Origin of the sequence: Chitinophaga rupis, assembly GCF_900109685.1 — a bacterium.
GTDB lineage: Bacteria > Bacteroidota > Bacteroidia > Chitinophagales > Chitinophagaceae > Chitinophaga > Chitinophaga rupis.
This window is the reverse complement of the sequence record NZ_FOBB01000002.1, coordinates 1,153,879-1,172,940: the sequence shown is the minus strand read 5'-3', so window position 1 is coordinate 1,172,940 and position 19,062 is coordinate 1,153,879. Positions and strand designations below refer to the sequence as shown.

16 protein-coding genes and 3 tRNA genes are annotated in these 19,062 nt (G+C 46.5%); 8 read left to right on the top strand and 11 right to left on the bottom strand.

The annotated features are described in order from the left end of the window. Positions 1–209 precede the first annotated feature (209 nt). A complete protein-coding gene (locus BMZ54_RS11650) occupies positions 210–962 on the top strand; it encodes an isocitrate lyase/PEP mutase family protein (RefSeq protein ID WP_089910961.1) in 753 nt (250 codons plus the stop codon). Positions 963–1,010: 48 nt separating this feature from the next. Here BMZ54_RS11650 and BMZ54_RS11645 read toward each other — a convergent pair whose 3' ends face one another. After that, positions 1,011–2,597 (bottom strand): tetratricopeptide repeat protein, encoded by a 1,587-nt coding sequence (locus tag BMZ54_RS11645; RefSeq protein WP_089910957.1) that lies wholly within the window; start codon positions 2,595–2,597, stop codon positions 1,011–1,013. Positions 2,598–2,676: 79 nt separating this feature from the next. Here BMZ54_RS11645 and BMZ54_RS11640 point away from each other — a divergent pair, with 79 nt between their 5' ends. Beyond that, positions 2,677–3,267, top strand: a complete 591-nt coding sequence (locus BMZ54_RS11640) for a Crp/Fnr family transcriptional regulator (RefSeq protein WP_089910954.1) — start codon at positions 2,677–2,679, stop codon at positions 3,265–3,267. 58 nt (positions 3,268–3,325) lie between these two features. After that, entirely contained in the window at positions 3,326–3,682 is a 357-nt protein-coding gene (locus BMZ54_RS11635; RefSeq protein WP_089910950.1) for a DUF4406 domain-containing protein, read from the top strand. Positions 3,683–3,689: 7 nt separating this feature from the next. Here the strand turns inward: BMZ54_RS11635 and BMZ54_RS11630 are convergent, their stop codons facing one another. Next, a complete protein-coding gene (locus tag BMZ54_RS11630; protein ID WP_202909210.1) occupies positions 3,690–6,053 on the bottom strand; it encodes an ABC transporter permease in 2,364 nt (787 codons plus the stop codon). A gap of 170 nt (positions 6,054–6,223) precedes the next feature. Next, entirely contained in the window at positions 6,224–7,213 is a 990-nt protein-coding gene (locus BMZ54_RS11625; RefSeq protein WP_089910943.1) for a GlxA family transcriptional regulator, read from the bottom strand. Between the two features lie 129 nt (positions 7,214–7,342). Here BMZ54_RS11625 and BMZ54_RS11620 point away from each other — a divergent pair, with 129 nt between their 5' ends. Both BMZ54_RS11620 and BMZ54_RS11615 read left to right on the top strand, forming a co-directional pair. After that, complete coding sequence (locus BMZ54_RS11620) at positions 7,343–8,527, top strand: MFS transporter (protein ID WP_089910941.1); 1,185 nt, start codon at positions 7,343–7,345, stop codon at positions 8,525–8,527. Positions 8,528–8,550: 23 nt separating this feature from the next. After that, positions 8,551–8,976 carry an SRPBCC family protein gene (locus BMZ54_RS11615; protein ID WP_089910939.1) on the top strand — a complete coding sequence of 142 codons (426 nt, stop codon included), beginning with the start codon at positions 8,551–8,553 and terminating at the stop codon, positions 8,974–8,976. Positions 8,977–9,284: 308 nt separating this feature from the next. Here BMZ54_RS11615 and BMZ54_RS32920 read toward each other — a convergent pair. The 4 genes from BMZ54_RS32920 to BMZ54_RS11605 form a co-directional block, all read right to left on the bottom strand. Then, a tRNA-Ser gene (locus BMZ54_RS32920) sits at positions 9,285–9,369 on the bottom strand. 7 nt (positions 9,370–9,376) lie between these two features. Beyond that, positions 9,377–9,452 (bottom strand) — tRNA-Cys (locus BMZ54_RS11610). Positions 9,453–9,549: 97 nt separating this feature from the next. Further along, positions 9,550–9,635, bottom strand: a tRNA-Tyr gene (locus BMZ54_RS32915). 227 nt (positions 9,636–9,862) lie between these two features. Continuing rightward, a complete protein-coding gene (locus tag BMZ54_RS11605; protein ID WP_089910937.1) occupies positions 9,863–10,657 on the bottom strand; it encodes an SDR family oxidoreductase in 795 nt (264 codons plus the stop codon). A 124-nt stretch (positions 10,658–10,781) separates the two neighbouring features. On the opposite strand from BMZ54_RS11605, the gene BMZ54_RS11600 reads away from it, so the two are divergent. Continuing rightward, positions 10,782–11,162, top strand: coding sequence for a winged helix-turn-helix transcriptional regulator (locus tag BMZ54_RS11600; RefSeq protein ID WP_089910933.1), 381 nt, complete (start codon positions 10,782–10,784; stop codon positions 11,160–11,162). A gap of 35 nt (positions 11,163–11,197) precedes the next feature. Here BMZ54_RS11600 and BMZ54_RS11595 read toward each other — a convergent pair whose 3' ends face one another. The 4 genes from BMZ54_RS11595 to BMZ54_RS11580 all read right to left on the bottom strand — a co-directional run bounded on the left by BMZ54_RS11595 (position 11,198) and on the right by BMZ54_RS11580 (position 14,605). Then, positions 11,198–11,776 carry an O-methyltransferase gene (locus BMZ54_RS11595; protein WP_089910930.1) on the bottom strand — a complete coding sequence of 193 codons (579 nt, stop codon included), beginning with the start codon at positions 11,774–11,776 and terminating at the stop codon, positions 11,198–11,200. A 36-nt stretch (positions 11,777–11,812) separates the two neighbouring features. Then, a complete protein-coding gene (locus BMZ54_RS11590; RefSeq protein WP_089910927.1) occupies positions 11,813–12,367 on the bottom strand; it encodes a hypothetical protein in 555 nt (184 codons plus the stop codon). Positions 12,368–12,465: 98 nt separating this feature from the next. After that, positions 12,466–13,629 (bottom strand): hypothetical protein, encoded by a 1,164-nt coding sequence (locus tag BMZ54_RS11585; RefSeq protein ID WP_089910924.1) that lies wholly within the window; start codon positions 13,627–13,629, stop codon positions 12,466–12,468. After that, on the bottom strand, positions 13,616–14,605 hold the full coding sequence (locus BMZ54_RS11580; RefSeq protein WP_089910921.1) for a DUF2157 domain-containing protein: 990 nt from the start codon (positions 14,603–14,605) through the stop codon (positions 13,616–13,618). Before BMZ54_RS11580 ends, BMZ54_RS11585 begins: the two co-directional genes overlap by 14 nt. Before the next feature lie 232 nt (positions 14,606–14,837). Between BMZ54_RS11580 and BMZ54_RS11575 the strand changes: the two genes are divergently transcribed. Beyond that, positions 14,838–17,768, top strand: a complete 2,931-nt coding sequence (locus BMZ54_RS11575; RefSeq protein ID WP_162277520.1) for a T9SS type B sorting domain-containing protein — start codon at positions 14,838–14,840, stop codon at positions 17,766–17,768. A 515-nt stretch (positions 17,769–18,283) separates the two neighbouring features. Next, positions 18,284–18,997 carry a hypothetical protein gene (locus tag BMZ54_RS11570; RefSeq protein WP_089910916.1) on the top strand — a complete coding sequence of 238 codons (714 nt, stop codon included), beginning with the start codon at positions 18,284–18,286 and terminating at the stop codon, positions 18,995–18,997. Positions 18,998–19,062 lie beyond the last annotated feature (65 nt).

Sequence of the window (19,062 nt, the reverse complement as noted above, 5' to 3'; positions counted from 1 at the left end):
TTGATCCTCAATAGCCATTAGCGTAACAGAATAGCCAATTAACTTAATGTTACCGTAATATTACCGGAATGTTAAGCCCTTGCCGGTCACAAAACAAAACAGCAGGAAGTACTCAATCCCCCCTGACCCAAATGACCCCAATATTGTCTCTGTTGCCCCCCAAAAGAGTGCTATCCGGACAATACATTTGTAAAATAAAACAGGTTGTTATGAGTGATTATGAAAAGTTTTTAGATCTGCACCATCAGGCAAAGCCACTGGTTATTGCAAATGCCTGGAATGTAAAAAGCGCTCAGTTAATAGAAAAAAATGGATTTGATGCCATTGCTACATCCAGCGGCGCCATTGCAGATTCATTAGGGTATGCGGATGGTGAAAAAATACCGTTCGCTGAATTATTGTATATGCTGGAACGCATAAGATCCTGTACCGGCATCCCACTGTCGGTTGATATGGAGAGAGGGTACGCCGATAATTTAAACGACTTAAACGTTAATATTCAAAAACTGATCGACATTGGCGTGGCAGGAATAAACCTGGAAGACCCGCAGGGTGAGGACATTTATTTGAAAAAGTTAAGCAGCATTAAAAACTACCTGGCAAGAACCAACCAGCAGCTTTTTATAAATGCAAGAACCGATGTTTTTTTATTAAAGCTTCCTTCGCCCCTTGAAACCACTTTAAGAAGGGCAAAGCTCTACCAGGAGGCAGGCGCCGATGGCTTGTTTGTTACCGGTGTGCAGGATCCTGATATTATTAAGGAAATTACTGCCGCCACATCCCTTCCGGTAAATGTAGTGGGTACGCCCAAGTTGTCATCAATCCAAACCCTGGCTGAATGCGGTATTAAGAGAATAAGCATGGCGGTTTTTCTATACCGGGCAACATACAATCAATTAGAAAACATTGTTAAGAACATTACTGCAACCCATTCATTCACACCACTACATCAACCGTCTTAGATCCGCTGCATTCACATTATTAACTATTCATTCTTCATTATTAATCTTTTAGAGTGACTGTATAAACGCAGTCAAACTCTCCCCCTGTTCCATATTCAGCTTTTTGCGGAGGCGGTAGCGCATTACGCGAAGGCTGTCCTGCGAAACCGAGAGCAGGGTGGCAATGTCGCCGGAGGGTAGGTTCATTTTCAGGAGGGCTACCAGTCGAAGGTCGTTGGGAGTAAGGCTGTCGCAATAGTTTTTGAGATTGTTAAAGAAGGCTTGATGCACCTGCTCAAACATGCTGCGGAACTCATCCCAGTAGCGGTCGTGGTGAAAGCTGTGGTTGATCTGCTGGTGCAGCTGCTTTAATTGTTTCTTTTGGTCGCGGCGGTCGTCCTTCACTAATTCATCCAGGCGGTTGCGCAGCTCTTCCAGCAGCTGGTTCTTTTGAATAATGTGGAGGGTATGGGTGGTAAGCTCCATTTTGCGGTTCTCCAGCTCTACCTGCATACGGCCCTGGGACAGCTCGTACTGCTGGCGTTCCTGCTGGGCGATGATCTCCGCATGCTTTATCCGCAGCCGCTGGCGGCTGATGATCACGGTGCCTAACACTACCAGCAGTATAATTACTATTACTACCGCTATCACAATAATGCTGTTCATTTTACGGGCAAGCTGCAGGCGTTCTATCTCGCGGTTCTTTTTTTCCATGCCGTACATGGTTTGCAGCAGGGCTACCTGTTTGCTGCTTTCGCGGGAATAGATGTCCAGTAAATGCTGGCGGCTCAGCTCCAGGTAATAATAGGCGCTATCGTTCATGCCCAGCAGGTTGTAGGATTTACCAAGGTCTTTATACGCCCCGCTTAGCTGGTATTGCTCATTGGTTTGCAGGGCTAAGGCTAATGCCTGGCGGGTAAGCCGCAGCCCCTCGCGGTAACGGCCGGTTTTGCGCAGCACATCGCCCAGGTTATTAAGCACTTCTATGCGGGCAATATCATCGGCGGTTTGCTCGTCTAATGTCAGCGCCTGCTGAAAGTAATAATGGGCGGAATCATAGCGGGCCAGGTCTTCATAAATGCTGCCAATGTTCTCATATATTTTGGCGATGCCCTGTTTATCATCCAGCTGCCGGTATTGGGCTAATGCCTGCCGCTGGAAGTAAAAGGCGCTGTCGTACCGCTGCTGCTTTTCATACAAGTGGCCTATTTTCCCCAGGGTCACAGCCATGCCGGCCGGGTTGTGTAAATGGCTGTAAATGGATAAGGCCTCCTGGTATTGCTGGTGTGCAAGGCCCCGCTGGCGGTTGTAGTAGTAAAGGATCCCCAGGTCGTTCAGGTTATTGGCCAGCTGCTCCTGTTTACCTTCGCTTCTGAATATTTCCCCGGCCTGCAGGTGATAGTCCAGCGCCTGGGGGTAATGCCCCAGGTGAAAACAGGCGCGGCCCATTTGCTGCAGGTAGTTGGCGGCGGCAGATGCGTCTTTTTTCTCAATGGCTTTATTGTAGGCAACCTGCAGCGCCAGGAAGGCAGAGTCCTGGGGTGGCTGCGGATAATCGTCGCTTTGCTCAAAACGGCGGAGTTTCAGTGTAAGCTCCTGGGCGGAGGCGGAGATTGTCAGGGATAAAAGTAATATAATGATGAGCGCACGGTTCATGGTGCAAAGGAAAGGCTTGAATATTATCTTATTGTTAAGGGATGGGATTGATTTCCCTAACTTCATTCAAAATTAGCATATGGAATATGACATAATTTTGAGGAACATCAGCAAACACATTTCGCTGGATAAACAGGAGGCTGCGTATTTCATTTCACTCTTAAAAGAAAAGAAAGTTCCCAGGAAAGGTATGATCCTGAGAGAAGAACAGCTCTGTAAAGAGATCAGTTTTGTTGTATCGGGTGCGCTAAGGGCCTTTTACCTGGATAAAACGGGCCGGCAATCCACCATTATGTTTGCTATTCCTGACTGGTGGGTTACTGATATGTTTTGTTTTATAAATCAGCAACCGGCCATGTTAAATATTGAAGCGCTGGAAGACAGCCTGCTGCTACAATTACAAAAAGAAGACCTGGACCAATTGTATATCAAGGTTCCAAAGTTTGAACGGTTCTTTAGAATCATCATGCAAAATGCATATATAAGGGAGCAGCTTAGAGTTATTCAAACCCTTTCCCTGTCAGCCGAAGAACGGTATCGCATTTTCCTGGACAAATATCCGCAGGTAGCAAAACTGGTTACACAAAAACAAATTGCTTCCTACTTAGGCATTACACCGGAGTTCTTAAGTATGATAAGAGCCAACAAGGCAGGGAAAACTATTTCTTAAACTACTTTATTTTTTTTCTTACGCAGCTGCAGTTGCTTTGTAAAAAATAGCAGAAAATATGCTGATACTTATTGCAGGCCCTTACAGGAGCGGAACAAATGATGACCCACAGGCAATGCAACAAAACCTGGATAACCTGGAAGCGGTGGCCTTACCACTTTTCAGGAAAGGGCATGTGCCCATTATTGGAGAATGGATTGCGCTGCCATTAATTCATCTTGCAGGTTCCACCCAACCGGGAGATACAGCATGGGAAGAGGTACAATACCCTGTTGCACACCGGATCCTTGAAAAATGTGACGCTGTTCTTCGTATAGCCGGCGCTTCTAAAGGCGCTGATGAAGATGTAAGGATTGCCAAAGAAAGAGGCCTGAAAATCTATTACCGCATAGAAGATGTACCCGATGCGGAATAACCAGGCATTATTCCGATCTCAATGACTGTACCGGGTTCATAAGCGCTGCTTTCACCGACTGGAACGATACTGTTAAAAGCGTAATAACCGTCACAATCAAACCAGCCAGTATAAACACCCACCATTCCACATTAATATGGTAAGCAAAGTTATTCAGCCAGCGCTGCATCAGGTACCAGGCCAGCGGCGAGGCTATAACAATAGCGATCAGCGCCAGGCGGATAAATTCCTTTGAAAGCAGCACTATTACATTGGCCACACTGGCGCCCAGCACTTTTCTGACGCGTATTTCCTTTGTGCGCTGTTCCGCCATAAAAGCAGAGAGGCCAAACAGGCCCAGACAAGCCACAATAATGGCCAGCACGGCAAAGCTGCTGAAGATCCGGCCGGTGCGCTCCACATCCGCATACATGCGGGCAAAACGTTGATCCAGGAACGAATACCGGATAGGCTGGTGAGGCGCAAACGCATCCCATACCGATGTAACGGATGAAATAAAGCGGCGCATATCAGCCGTATGCACTTTAACTGAAATAATGGAAGGGCCGTTCCCTATGGCCAGGCAAAGCGGCCTGATATTTTCCCGCAGCGATTCAAAATGAAAATCTTCCACCACTCCAATAACTGTCCAGGTTTTGTCAGTATTGGTAATACGCTTGCCCACGGGATCTTTCAATCCCAGCTGCTTTGCCATCGTTTGATTGATGACCACGGCCTGCGAATCCGTAGGCATGCTAATGGAAAAGTCCCTCCCCGCCAGTATATGCATGCTCATCGTTTTAACATAATCATGGTCCACTATCCATAACTGGCCGGAAACCGGCAGATTCTCCGCTAGCTTTCCTTCTTCTGAAAACAGGTTATCATTTCTTTTAGTGCCCGAAACAGGCAGGTAATCGCTGACAGTAACATTCTTTACACCCGGTAATTGTAACAGCGCTTTTTTAAACGCGGGCGCCCTGTCCCCTACTACATTGGCGCCCTGGATCATCATCACCTGTTCCTTATCAAAACCTACTTTCTTATCAAGAATATATCTCACCTGGCGGTAAATTACAAAGGTGCCTACGATGAGGGCGATGGATACGGTAAACTGGAAAACAACCAGCACGCTACGCATATTGGAACGCCGGCTGGTACGGCCAATATTTCCCTTGAGCGCATGAATAGGTTGAAAGGAAGAAAGATGCAAAGAGGGATACAAGCCGGCCAGTAAGCCCACAATCACCGCTGAAACAATCAGCAATGGCGCCAGCCACCAGGCAGTCCAGGGGAATTGCAACGACTGTCCCGATAGTGTATTAAAATAAGGTAAGAGTAACCAGGCCAATCCAATTCCCAGGGCAAATGAAAGAAAGCTGAATAAAGTAGATTCACTGAGGAATTGCCGGATCAAACCCGCACGGTCAGAGCCAATGGTTTTCCTGAGCCCCACTTCTTTGGCCCTGCTGGCCGACCTGGCAGTGGAAAGATTAATAAAGTTGATGCAGGCTATAATAAGGATAAAGCAGGCAACAGCGCCAAACAGCCATACCAGGCGTATATCGCCGTGGTGCAGGCCATCATTGATGCCTTCAGATCTCAGGTGAATATCTTTCAATGACTGTATCGCTAAGGTTACTTTCTCAAATATTTCAACTATCCGCGTACTGCCCCGGGCATTTGTAAGCAGGTACTTGCTTTTTATACCGGCAAATTTTGCCTGAAATTTCGCAGCATCTGTTCCGGGGCGCAGCAAAATATATGTTTGATAGTTATTAGCCAGCCAGTTTGTTTGCTCGCCCTGCCAAAGCTCCACTCCTTTCAGCGTAGGTATGAAATCGCACTGCAGGTGGGAGTTTGATGGAAAGTCAGCTATCACCCCGCCTATTTCATAAGATTTCGCGTTGTTATCATTTAATATGAGCGACTTACCAACCGGATTCTCATTAGGGAAGTATTTATCTGCCTTACGTTTTGTAATTACAATGGTATTGGGCTTGTCAAGGGCATGTGCAGCATCGCCATAAATAAAGGGGATCTGTAGTATATCCAATAGCTCCTGGTCGGCAAAGAGCAGGCCCTCTTCAAAGTTATTTTCAACTTTGTCCGAACGCCTTACCTGGGCGCTGCCCGCGCCAAAAAGCTCAAGATCTAAAAAGCGGCCTGCCTTTTCTACTTCAGGATAGTCCCTTTTTAAAGCGCCTGCAAGCGGAGCGGGTAAATAAGCATTCTTGCTATTAGGCATATGCCAGTCGATCACAGCCCGGTAAATACGATCTGCCTGAGGATATTGAAGATCATAGCTAAGCTCATGCCTGATATACAATGCAATCAGCAAACAGGCGGCAATACCCAAAGCAAATCCGCCTATTTTTATGGAAGAATACATTCTTTGTTTGGATAGGTTCCTCCAGGCAATTTTGAAGTAGCTCCTTAGCATGCTTTGTGGTTTCCCCCTCCAACACAAGAATATTGCCACCCTTAAACATCCGCTGGCAGCGGGCTTTGGCGCTTTTACACCCGTCCGGTTCTGAACGATGGCTGTCCGGAAGTGAACATTTAAACCACCGCCTCCTTATTATATTTGTTCTTGTATTCCAGGGGCGACATACCCGTAATTTTCCGGAAAACTTCGCGGAATGCTTTGAGGTCAGAATAGCCCACTTCATACATCACTTCATTGATTGTTTTGCGGGTATTTTCAAATGCTTTTTTTGCCCATTCGATCTTTACCCGCTGGGCATATTCAATAGGCGTATTGCCGGTAGCTTTAACAAACCTGCGGTCAAAGTTCCGCCGGCCTACCGCTAACCTGGACGACAGCTCTTCCACTGAGATCTTTTCATCCAGGTTGCTTTCAATGTACGACTGCGCCTGTTTCACTATTTCATCGCCATGCAGTTTCTGCCCTGTAAATATGATGAATGCCGACTGGCTTTGCCGGTCTATTTCAACCTGCATTATTTTAGAACAGTAAATGGCTGTCTGCCGGTCGTAATATTTTTCCACCAGGTAAATGGCCAGGTTCAGGAAAGAATAGCCGCCGCCATTGGTGTAAATGCCGTTTTCATCTGTGATCAGGTTCTCTTCCTTTAAGATCACATTGGGAAATAAGGACCTGAAATTATTGGCCGTACGCCAATGCGTGGAGCATGTTTTCCCATCCAGCAAACCGGCTGATGCCAGCATATAGGCGCCGGTACACATGCTGGCTATCTCAGCCCCGTTCTTGTATTGCTTCGCCACCCAGTCGGCCAGTAATTGGTTTCCCTTTGAAGCTTTTTTAAAATCGTGCACCAGGGATGGAACAAGAATAAGATCGGTTTTCGTGATCGTTGAAACAGGCGACACGTAATTTACCGACAGCATGCCATTGTGAAATTGGCCCTGCGCTGAAACCCCTGCCAGCTCTATCTTAAACAGATCGTCTTTCCCATTTTCTTTCCAGTATTCGTTGGCGGATGCAAACATTTCATATGCACCCACTATACAGGCCACACTGCTTAAAGTGCACTGGCCGTCGGGGACTATTATTGTAAGATGTTTCATCGTTTTTATTTTAAAGGTACCCAATTGTACTGTCCTGATCAACCCATCATAATGTCCAATCGGCTACCCCTGAAAGTGATTTATGGAAATTAGTTTTGTATTACATTCTTCAACGGCAAAACACATTTTATGAAAAGGTCAATTTTGATTTTAGCACTGGGCGGTTTTGGCATCATTACTACAGAGTTCAGCGTAATTGGCATTTTACCTGTACTGGCAAAAGCATTTCAAATTCCCATAGATACTGCAGGCTGGCTGTTAAGCGGGTTTGCGCTTACCATTGCGGTCACAGGCCCTTTCACAGTGTTGCTCACATCCAGGATAAACCGCAAGTGGCTGATGACGGGTGCGCTGGCTGTTTTTGTGTGCTCTAATATTGTTTCAGCCCTCTCTCCCAATTTTACAGTGCTGATGATTGCGCGTATTGTACCGGCCTTGCTGCATCCTGTGTTTTGGTCGGTTGCCATTGCAACAGCTTCAAGGCAGGTAGCGCCAAAGGATGTGCCTAAAGCAGTAGCAGTGGTAATGGGCGCCATTAGTGTAGGTACGGTATTGGGTGTACCGCTTACTACCTACATTGCCGACCTGGTAAACTGGCAGGCTGCTTTTATTACTGCAGGCATCATTAATCTGGTGGCGCTTGCTATGCTGGTAACCTATATACCATCCATGCCCGTAACAGAAAAGAACACGCAGCGCAGCCAGGTCGGGTCACTGGCTAACCCGCAGCTATGGGTAAATCTTTTAGCCACCATTATCATGATTGCCGGTATGTTCTCTACCTATGGCTACCTGGCAGCATTCCTGTCAAAAGTTTCCCTGATGAATGGCAAAGAGATCAGTCTCATGCTGCTTTTATTCGGAGGCGCCAGCGTTGCAGGGAACTGGCTGGCCGGTATTTTACTAAGTAAAAATGTAATGCTTACCACACGCCTGTTTATAGTGGCTCTTATTTGTGTGCACATGCTGGCTTATTTTTTCGGTGGCATGTTTGTTCCGGTTACGGCTATTGTTACGCTCTGGGGATTGATACATACCGGCGGCTTCCTCATATGCCAGACACGTATTTCAGCCGAAGCGCCGGAAGCGCCCGAGCTGGCCACCAGCCTGATGGTGTCTTTTGGGAATGCGGGCTTTGCCCTGGGCTCTTTCCTGGGTGGAATGGTGATAACGCATTTTGGAATACAAAATGTTGTTTGGATGAGCATCCTGTGCCTGCTGGCAGCCCTGGCGTTTAGTTTTGTATTTATAAAAAAACGTGCTGCCGGAACAGCCACATTTGCAAAAGAAAAAGGAGCAGCAATAGCAGCGTAGTTAACTCAATAAAACAATTTGTTATGAAAAGTATTTGTCACAGGCTCTTAATTAAAGCCTCAGCTGAAACAGTTTATAATGCATTAACCCTGGAAGAAGGCCTCTCCGCGTGGTGGACACCTGAAACAAAAGCGGAACCGGAGACCGGCAGTATTGCGCGGTTTGCCTTTGGCCCGGATTATTTCAAGGAAATGAAGATCACCAATCTTGAACCATTCAATAAGGTGGAATGGCTTTGCGTTAAAGGCTATGAGGAATGGATCGGCACTACACTCACGTTTGAATTACAACCGAATGAGAGGGGTACTGTATTGTTCCTGCATCATGATGGCTGGAAAGCGTATACGAACGAGTTTGCCGGCTGCAGCTATGACTGGGCGCTGTTTTTGAGAAGCCTGCGATTGTTGTGTGAAACGGGTAAGGGTGTGCCTTATCCGGATCAGGGGTGATGAGGTAGTGTATGAATCATGGTACTGCCATGCGGAGGCAGCAATTAGTTTTCTTTGATTTTTTTATCTTAGCATTATCTCAAATGCAAAGCAATGATACCAGAAGCAAACTTAAGAATATCCTTAACTGAATTATCATTGAGAGGGGAACGGGTAATTGCACAGCAATCAGAAATATCCTATGCGGAAGCTTTAGCACAAGTACAACGGTTAAAAGAGATTTCGAAAGTAAAGCAATCGCAAAAAAAGAGCAGGCCGAAACTTTGATCCTGCAATCAGTTTTTGAACAAATCTATCAAACAATATCGAGGAAGGTACAGGGATCGAACCTGTGCCGGTGTTACCCGCCGTCAGTTTTCGGGACTGCGCCATTACCATCTCTGGCAACCTTCCATTAAAGAGAGCACGAACGGAATCGAACCGTTGTTAAAATACATTTGCAGTGTATCCCCTTTACCAACATTAGGTACATGCTCATTAGCGGAGGGCAATGGAATTGAACCATCACCGCTGTTACACGGAACATCTTAGCAGGATGCCGCAACAAACCAATATTTGCCTACCCTCCGGTAGTGGGAGATATAGGATTCGAACCTATTGTGTTTCTGATGTACCGGATTTACAGTCCGGTGCTACGCCGCCATCGTAGCCGATCTCCCGATGTATAAAACAAAAAACCCGACTGGTGATACCAATCGGGTTTGTAATGTATTATCGTTCAACATCACATAATAGTCCGACCAGTACCTTTCGGATACCGATAACATGAACTACTATATGACATCATTAATTTCATGAGTGCAAAGATAGTGCTTTTGTATTCTCAAAAAATAATTTTGCTATAATTTTTTCTGTAACGGAAATAAATACCAACTATCACCGGCCACTAAATAGTAGGTATCGTTCCCCCATCAATTACAAATTCCGTCCCGCTTAGATAACCGGCTCTTGGGGAAACAAGAAATCCAACCAGTTCCGCAACTTCTTCTGGGTTAGCGGGTCTTCCCATAGGAATGCCGCCTAAAGCGTCCATTACGCTTTGGATGGCTTGTTCTATCGTAATGTTTGAGCTTTCGGAGATCCGTTCCATCATTCTGGCGGCAGCAGTTGTCTTGATCCAGCCGGGTGAGACCGTCAGCACCCGGACTCCTTTCGGAGAAACTTCATTAGAAAGGCTCTTGCTATAATTCAAAAGACCGGCTTTTGCGGCTGCATACGGTAACGTTGAATCATATAAAGGCAATCTGGCTTGTATTGAAGCGATATGTATAATTACTCCCTCTTTTCTGTCAATCATCTGAGGTAAAAAACCTCTGTCCAGCCGAACCGGTGCCAAAAGATTGGTTTGAATCGTTTGTTCCCAATCCTGATCGGTCAATACAGCAAATCCCCCTCCCGGCGTTTCCGAACCTCCAAGACTGTTGATCAGAATATCCAGCCTGTTAAATTTGGATAAAACTTCATCCAGCACTTTTTGGGTGCCTTCCGGCTTACTTAGGTCAGCCGGAATGAAATACATCTTTTCATTTGGTTTATCCGGCGGATTCCGGGCTGTTACAATAACCGTTGCACCGGCCTTTTCTAAACGTTCGGCAATGGCCGCTCCCGCACCTTTTGTGCCACCGGTTACCAGGGCAATCCTGCCCGACAATTCATTGTTGAAATTAAAATCGTTCTGCATGTGAAACTTGTTGAATGCAAATTTCAGTTGTATAGATCACCCGTACAAGTACGGAAATACGATTCATATAGGGATAAATTATTCCCCTATTGTACATTTTGGCACTTAGGTTTAATTTTGCGCTATGTACGTGAAAAAAACATTACCGGCCTTAAACTGCGGGCTTGACCTGGTTGGAGAGGTACTTTATGGCAAATGGAAAATACGTTTGTTATGGTTTATTAATGCCGGACATCAAAGACCCAGCGAATTACAGCGTAAAATACCGGATGCTTCGCGCAGGGTGTTAAACATGCAGTTGAAGGAATTGGAAGACCATGAGCTGATCACCAAAAAGATCTATCCGGTTACTCCACCAAAAGTAGAATACAGCCTTACGGAATTTGGCAGGTCTTTAATACCTGTCATCGGCACACTGGGTAAATGGGGAGACGATTATGAAGCCAGGCTTAGAGAGGTAATTTCCAAAAGCCTGAACAATAGTGCTTCCACGATTAATCAATAGAATATCAACCCGGAGCTTTCTTAGTTTATGCCGGTCTATTTCTTTACAGCAATAATGATCCCGGTAGCCCAATTTTGTTTTGTCAATACCAGATCGGTCCTGCTCTCTATATATTTTACAAAATTGATTGCTTTTTCCTGATGCCCCTCCGGCCAGTTGGGTTGAGGTAACATATCGTCTACAATATAAAGCCCGCCTGCATTTAACATCTCCAATACTTCATCCAAAAGAAGATATTTCCCATGCCAGGTATCAGCAAAAATATAATCGAACTTTTGTCCTTTATTATTCTTGACCCAGTCTTCACCATCAGCATGAACCAGGTTTAAGCGCTTGTCATCACCCAAATATTCTTTAGCGATTGCCAGCAGCGCTTCATCATTGTCAAATGAAACTAATGTGGAGTTACTATCCATGCCGCTAAGGATCCAGGAAGTTGAAAGCCCGGTGCCGGTTCCAAGCTCCAGGAATTTACCGGATGGTTTTGAAGCAGCCAAGGTCCGTAATAATGAGCAGGTTAAAATGTCGGAAGCCATAGTAAAGCCGCTTTCCTTTGTTGCCTGGTCTATAGCAAAGTAAGATTGAGGGATGGGTTGATTGATCTCGTGGGTCATTTTTATTTGTTATTTTTTAAAACTCTGTTGTACGCATTAAGCACTATAATCGCCGTTAAGTTCCCAATACGCATCATTAATTATAAGCCCCTCAATCGGGTCCATTCTTAATATTCCTTTTTCGTAACCGTTTAATACGAAATCCAGCATAGAAGATAGCGAATAAAATCTTGGCTCACAATAAATTTGAATACCCGGGCTTGAATGATAAATTTCACCGGTGGAAACTCTCAACAAATGCATATCATCTTCACCTCCACTTAAAATAGGAACATATTCATGGCGGTTTCCAACTTCAATGTAGTCACAGCTAATAAAATCGTTTCTAAGGGCGAGCATTTCGTTTAAATTAGGAAAGCTCCCTAAAGGCGAAAGTTGAGTAAGGTGATCAAACTCTCCATATATTGATATTAAACCGTTGTGCCAATTATACAGCGATAATAGATCGGGGTGAATTGGAATATTATTCTCAGTAAAGAATGCAATGATTTCGCTGCCCGGTATCCCCTCATTGAAACGCAGAAGAACTGGCGCATTAGCCTCTTTAAAAAGAGATTCCAATTTTTCCAGTTTTGATCTTATATCACTCATATTGTCGCTATTTAAAAATGGTGCCTTCAGGAAATGCAGGCATAAAGGTCATACAGCAACCACCAATCCTTAATTATTAATTCTTCTTTATTAATTAATCACCATCCCCCCTGCGCACCGCCACCACCGCCGGTACCACCGCCAAAATTAAAGCCAGGCGCAGGTGTCGTCGGTACGGTAAAGGTTTCGGAAACAACCAGTGATTCGCCCTGGATCTTTTCCAGCAGATGAGTATTATCTATTTCCTGGCTGGTAAAATTGTGCTTAGGTGTTTTAAGATAACGGATCAGTATATACGCAATACCTATCATTACAAGACCGCCCAGGGTCATTTCCAGCTCTATAGGCGCCATATGGTGGTACTGTTTGATGGTTATTACAATACCGGCAATTAACACCAGTCCTGTACGCAAAAGGATCACATTCTTCTTCCGGATGCCTGCTGCAATATAAGCCAGCGGAATAAGTATAGTAAAGATCCAGAACAGCCAGGCAGCAGGGATGCTTTGGCCGGGTTCCAGGTTAAGATCAAAGAATTCGTTGCTGGCTTCGCGCACTACTAAATAGTTTACAGATAAGTAGCCGGTAAGTAAAGTGGTGATCTCAATAATGCTGCCGCAAAGCTGGTAATGCCGCCACTTTGTTTTCCAATCCCATTTCCTGGCCCAGGCATAAATACCATAAGAGGCTATCATCAGTAACAGCGGCGCGGCAATACGGCCGGCAGTACCCATATTAATACAGGCATAGAACAGGCATCCTAATAAAGCTATAACAGCTGCAATGCTCATAAGTGTATCGGCAAAACGCAGGGCAGCATAAGCCGTTACCACAAAAACAAGCAGGCAATATGTGAAAGGCGTGTTATATGGCAGCGCCATTATACAACCGCTCAGAAATAACGATATGCTGCCCCATAACAGGGCATCATCTACCCCGGAACGGTGGTGTTTGGTTTCCCGGATCATGAACTCCAGCGCACCGTAGGTTAATAACCCGAAAAAAATGATCAGCCCCTGCCAGGATTCTTTAACAAGCTGTATGAACATCAACCCCAATAATCCCAGCGAAAATAAAACAATGATCACCGTTAGCAGGAACAGCCCGATGCGGATGTAAATATTGGGCGTATAGAACGGTACCGGATACGCCTGGAAAATGCGCTCCTTTTCCTCTTTACTGATGCATTGCTGTTTATAGGCTTCTTCCGCTTCTTCGTGCAGGACCTTATTATCCAGCCATTCCTGTTTATATGCCAGCATTTTGTTTGATCTTTTTGTTGAGGTTAATAAGGAAAAGGATCAGCCCTACGCCGGAGCCAATGAAATAGAACAGTATCAGGTAAACAGCGCCCAGGTCAATATCCTGCGCCAGCATCAGTAACCGGATCACTAAATAGCTGAGCGCGATATAGCTGTATAAGGTAAGGATCAGCATAAAATAAAAGGAATGATCCTTTAAAGCCTGCTTGTAGAAATAAAGAGCAGTACCCATTACCGCCATTATGAACAGGTAAAACAGGTGCTCAAAGTGGAACATACCCGCCAGCAGGGAAATAAACAGTACGTGTGCGCCAATGTTCACATAGGTGAAGCGGAAATGTGCTTTAATGTTCCGGTACCGCGACAACTCCCCTGCAGCGATCAATAATACCCCCAGCACTATGCCGGTGTAAATAAGGGTTTCGCTGTTGAAATCATTTTCCCGCAGAATGCGCAAAGGAGTTACCACAATGCCCATCCACGCAGCCAGGTTGGTGATGGCCAGGCTCAACACGCCCAGGTGATCGAAATAATAAGCGCAGAAGAACAATACTACCAGCGGAATAAAACCAGCCAGCCGCAGGTGATCCCCGAAAATGGCATACTGGAATTGTATATAGGCAATGAAGGATACAAAGGTAAGACAGCCCAGTAACAGCAGGTAGTCCGGTAAGGCATCCGGCGCAGGCACCTTGCTAAAGGAAAAGGGCTGCTTTCTTTTGTTACAGTAGTAAAAACAGCCGGCGCTTACAGCAGCAATGAACAGCAGAATAACCTGGTGGCCAATGGTATCAATGTTCTTATAAACCAGTATTCCCAGGCCAGTGCTAAGTAATAACACGCCCAGGTACAGGACGGTTTTCAGCTCCCAGTGCAGGGAAAACAGCTTATTGGCGGACACGGCTTTTACTTTTTCTACACTGCTCTCACTGATCAACCCCTCTGCGTGTAGCCGCTCAAATGTATGTGGGTGCATAGTTTACAGGGACTAGTATCCTGCAATATAGAAAAAAATATATCGTACATCTGCAACTAAAAGGTGATTTAAATAAGTTTTTGATTATATATTTTTGAATTCTAACTATATCGAAGCCCTCATTTTTTATTACTATCCTATGTCAATGCCCAGGGTAAACTGGTCGTGGAGCATTTATGAATCGTTGCCCGGGTACAGCCGGAATCAGGGGGTGTTATGGTTACTGTTGCTTTTGATACCTGCCTTGCCACAGGTGTCCAGGGCACATACCGTAATGCCTCCGGCGGCTAAAACCGCACGCATAAATGCTTTTGCAGACAGTACCAACATACCGCCAACACTCACACTTTCGCACACGGACATCTCCTGTAACGGCCGTAATGATGGCAGTATAACTGCTACAGCATCAAAAGGTAAAGGTTCCTATCAGTATAGCCGCGACAATGGACGCAGCTGGCAGAACGATCCTATTTTTACGCTGCTGCCGGCAGGTACCTACACCATTATCGTGCAGGACAGCGCCCAGCTGCGGGATACAGCAACCATTCAGCTAAAAGAGCCGGCAGCCCTGGCTATCAGCGAGCAGCATGCCACCGCCTCGTGCTACGGCAATGCGCAGATCTCTGTACAGCCATCCGGCGGCACACCGCCTTATACCTATAGCCTGGACAGTGCCCGTACCTGGCAGGCCGCCAACTACTTTAATAAGCTGTTACCGGGCGATTACAGCATATTGGTAAAGGACCAGCACGAGTGTATGACCAGCGCCTGGATGCACATCACCTCTCCCGACCCTGTAAATATTGAGCTTAGCGCGGAGCATGCCACCTGCTATGAAAGCAGTACCGGGCGTATTTCCGTAAAAGCAAGCGGTGGCGAGCTGCCTTATGAATACAGTAAGGATGGCCGTACCTGGCAGGATGATCCTGTTTTTGAGAAGCTGGCGCGCGGCGTCTACAAGATCTACGTAAGGGATCACAACGGGTGTATATTGGATAAAACAATAGAGGTAACCGCGCCCCGGCCTTTAACCATGCACACACAAAACCAGGATGCTGTTTGTTATGGTAATTCCAACGGCAACATCAGCGTGCAGGCCCAGGGCGGTACCCAGCCTTACAGGTACACGAATAACAACGGGCTTACCTGGCAAACCACGCCTGATTTCCAGGGCATCTCTGCCGGCGACTATACCGTAATGGTATTGGACAGCAATGCCTGTATGACCTATGAGCAGGTAACCCTGAAAGAACCTGCTTTCTTATATATCACCAGCGCAAAAGGCATTTTTAACGGTACAACAGATTGCAGCATTACCATGGTAGCCGGCGGCGGATCGCCCGGCTATAGCTACAGCATTGGCATGAACCAGTCATGGCAAAGCGCCAGTACCTTTGACAATGTTGTTTCCGGCTCTTACCCATTGTATGTAAAGGATCAGCATGGGTGTAGAACAGGGCTTATACTAACCGTGGCCACCTCCCCGGTGGTGCAGCTGGTAATGAACAGCTGGGGCCCCTCCTGTTACCAGGGCGCCAATGGCAACATTACCGTAAATGCAGAAGGCGGTCAGCCACCTTACCGTTATAGCAAAGATGATGGCGCCAGCTGGCAAAGTCAAAACCGCTTTACAGGACCAGCCGGCGTATACAACATACTGGTGGAAGACAGCAACGGTAACCAGGTACGCAGCCAGATAACTTTAGGTGAACCTACCCTGCTAACTGCCCGTGTGGAAGGTGCGGACGTAACCTGCCGCAATGCAGCGAACGGCAGCATTCACACTTTTGCCGGCGGCGGCTCTCCTCCCTATAAATATAGCATTAACAACGGCGCCACCTGGCAAAGCAATCCTAACTTTATAGGCTTGCCGGGCGGACGTTACACCATTATGGTAAAAGACAAGGGTAATTGCGATGCCAGCGCTGTTGTGGATATCTATGAACCACCCGCATTGCATACCACCGGAAAAAGCACTGCAGTTACCTGCCATGGCGGTACAAACGGCAGTATAACGTTAACGGCTGATGGCGGTACAGCGCCCTATCAATACACCAAAGATCGCGGGCTTACCTGGCAGGATACTTCTTACTTTGCAAAATTGAGCCGTGGAACTTATAAGATCTATGTGCGCGATCATAATGGTTGCCTGGACAGCATCTCCATAAAAGTGCAGGAGCCGGCAGCGCTTACCATGAAACCCGCAATACACCAGATCGACTGTTATGGCGCAGCAAACGGGAAAGTAACCTTTACCACCAGCGGTGGTACTACACCCTACACCTACCGCATGGATAACGGTAACTGGCAAACGGAGCCGGTATTTGATTCCCTATCGCCCGGCAACTATGCAGTAACTGTAAAAGATGCGAATGGCTGTACTTTCGCTACCACCGTAAGCATTACACAGCCTTATCCCCTGCTGCTGAAATTTGTATCTGCCACCAATGGCTGCTCCTACATAGGCGGACAGCTGGCGGTAAAGGCCAGCGGCGGCACCTTACCCTATACCTATCGCTTAGCCGGCACCGCCATGAGCCGTACAGATGGAGATTTCAGCGGCCTGGCTGCCAGCAGCTATGAAGCGATAGTAACCGATAAAAATGGCTGTGAAACAAAGCTGGACCCGGTAGCTATTGACGTATCGCCGGAGCTAACATTGGTGATGGATGAAAAACAGGATATGCAGTGTGACGGCATCCACAAAGGCAGTGTACGTTTTCATGCAGCAGGTGGTACACTCCCCTACCGGTATAGCCTGAATGAAAACACCATTGCTACCGGCGATATCCGACCTTTAGATAAGGGCGTCTATAACGCCGTAGTGCAGGATAAATATGGCTGCGTAGCCGTGCTGCCGTTTAAGATCCTTTTGCTGGATGAGGACTGCGAACTAACAATGCCTACGGGCTTCTCCCCTAACGGCGATGGACAGAACGACCTTTTCAGGCCGGCACTCTACGGGAATATAAGCGGCTATAAGCTTGAGATCTTTAATGTATGGGGAAACCTGATATTTTCACATACGGATCCCCGGGTTGGATGGGATGGTTATTTTAAAGACCACCCGCAGGCGGCAGGTACGTATGTATGGATAGCGCGGTATACGAACAGCAAGGGGCAGGCAGTGGTAAGGAGAGGTGCGGTGACGTTGGTGAGATGATGGAGTTATAACTGGTGAGATGTCCTGGTGCACTTCGATAGACATTCGGGGTAAAAGCGCATGCAACTCCCATTAAAAGCGCATACTATTAGGGGTAAAAGCGCATGATCCCTGTTACCGTGCCTGCAGGTTAAAAACAAACTGCGCCTGGCTGTTCGGCGCGTTGATGAAGCGCTGAACGCCGTGTGGACTTTGGTGAAAGAATTGATCTTTATCAAGCCGATGACGCCAGCCAAGGTTTGTTTTTAATCCTGCAGGCGGCCGCTTGTGCGCGGTGGATGTTGATATTGATGTAGTACACATAAATACTTATCCTTCCCAGAAAACCTCTTACTGGTAAGCTTTAGCACCCATCCGGGCCCACTTTTGGGCCTGGTAGTGCAACTACCAAAAGTGATAAAATGTGATAAAAAGTGATAAAAAGTGATAAAAACGCTCATTTCATTTGGGACGTTTTATGCAGCCCCTTAACTTCGTTCCGATACTTTTATTCTTCATTTTAAAAAGCAATAACAATGCCTAAACAAAAAGGCCCTGTTTATTTTACAGGCACCCGTGGCGATGCCTGTTTTTATAAGATGGACGGGCAGTATTATGTACGTAAAAAAAGCTCCCTGAGCGGAAAGCGCGTTAAGCAAGCGCCTTCTTTTGAATTAACACGTGTATATGCAGACCTGCTGGCACAGGCTTCAAGGCTGGCGGCTGTAGTGTACCGGCCATTACCTAAGGAGCAAAAGAACCTGGCTCTATACCGCGCCATGACCGGCGAAGCCTTGCGGATGCTGAAGCAGGGCGTAAACGCGGAAGTTATTAGCGCACAGCTGCAGGCATATTGCGCACCAAAGGTTGTAAAGGTTAAACCGGCGGAACGCAAGCGGGTGGCGGTTACAGCGCAGGCAACACATAAAACAAAAGCCCGCACACTGCGCCTCACGGATGAATATGCCCAGAATGGTACGCCACTGGATGTAGCAACTGAGAAACAGCTAACCGGAACTGCGAAAGTAAAGGCCCATGGCGGCATGCACGTGGCAGGTATGGGCAATATTCATCTTGCATTTCCAAAGCAGGTACGGGTGTACATTACACCGGAAGGTAAAATGGAAGTGAGGTTAACAAGCAGGACCAGGATGAGGAAAGAGCATGAGCCCTTTTTGAACAGCAGGTATAAACCCACCACTTTCAGTGCAAGTGATATTCACTGGAAAGCGCTGTATGACATCAAATAAAGAAATGGCGGGAACATGCCCTGCCATTTCTTTAATCCAATATTATATTGATCCCCTTATTCTAG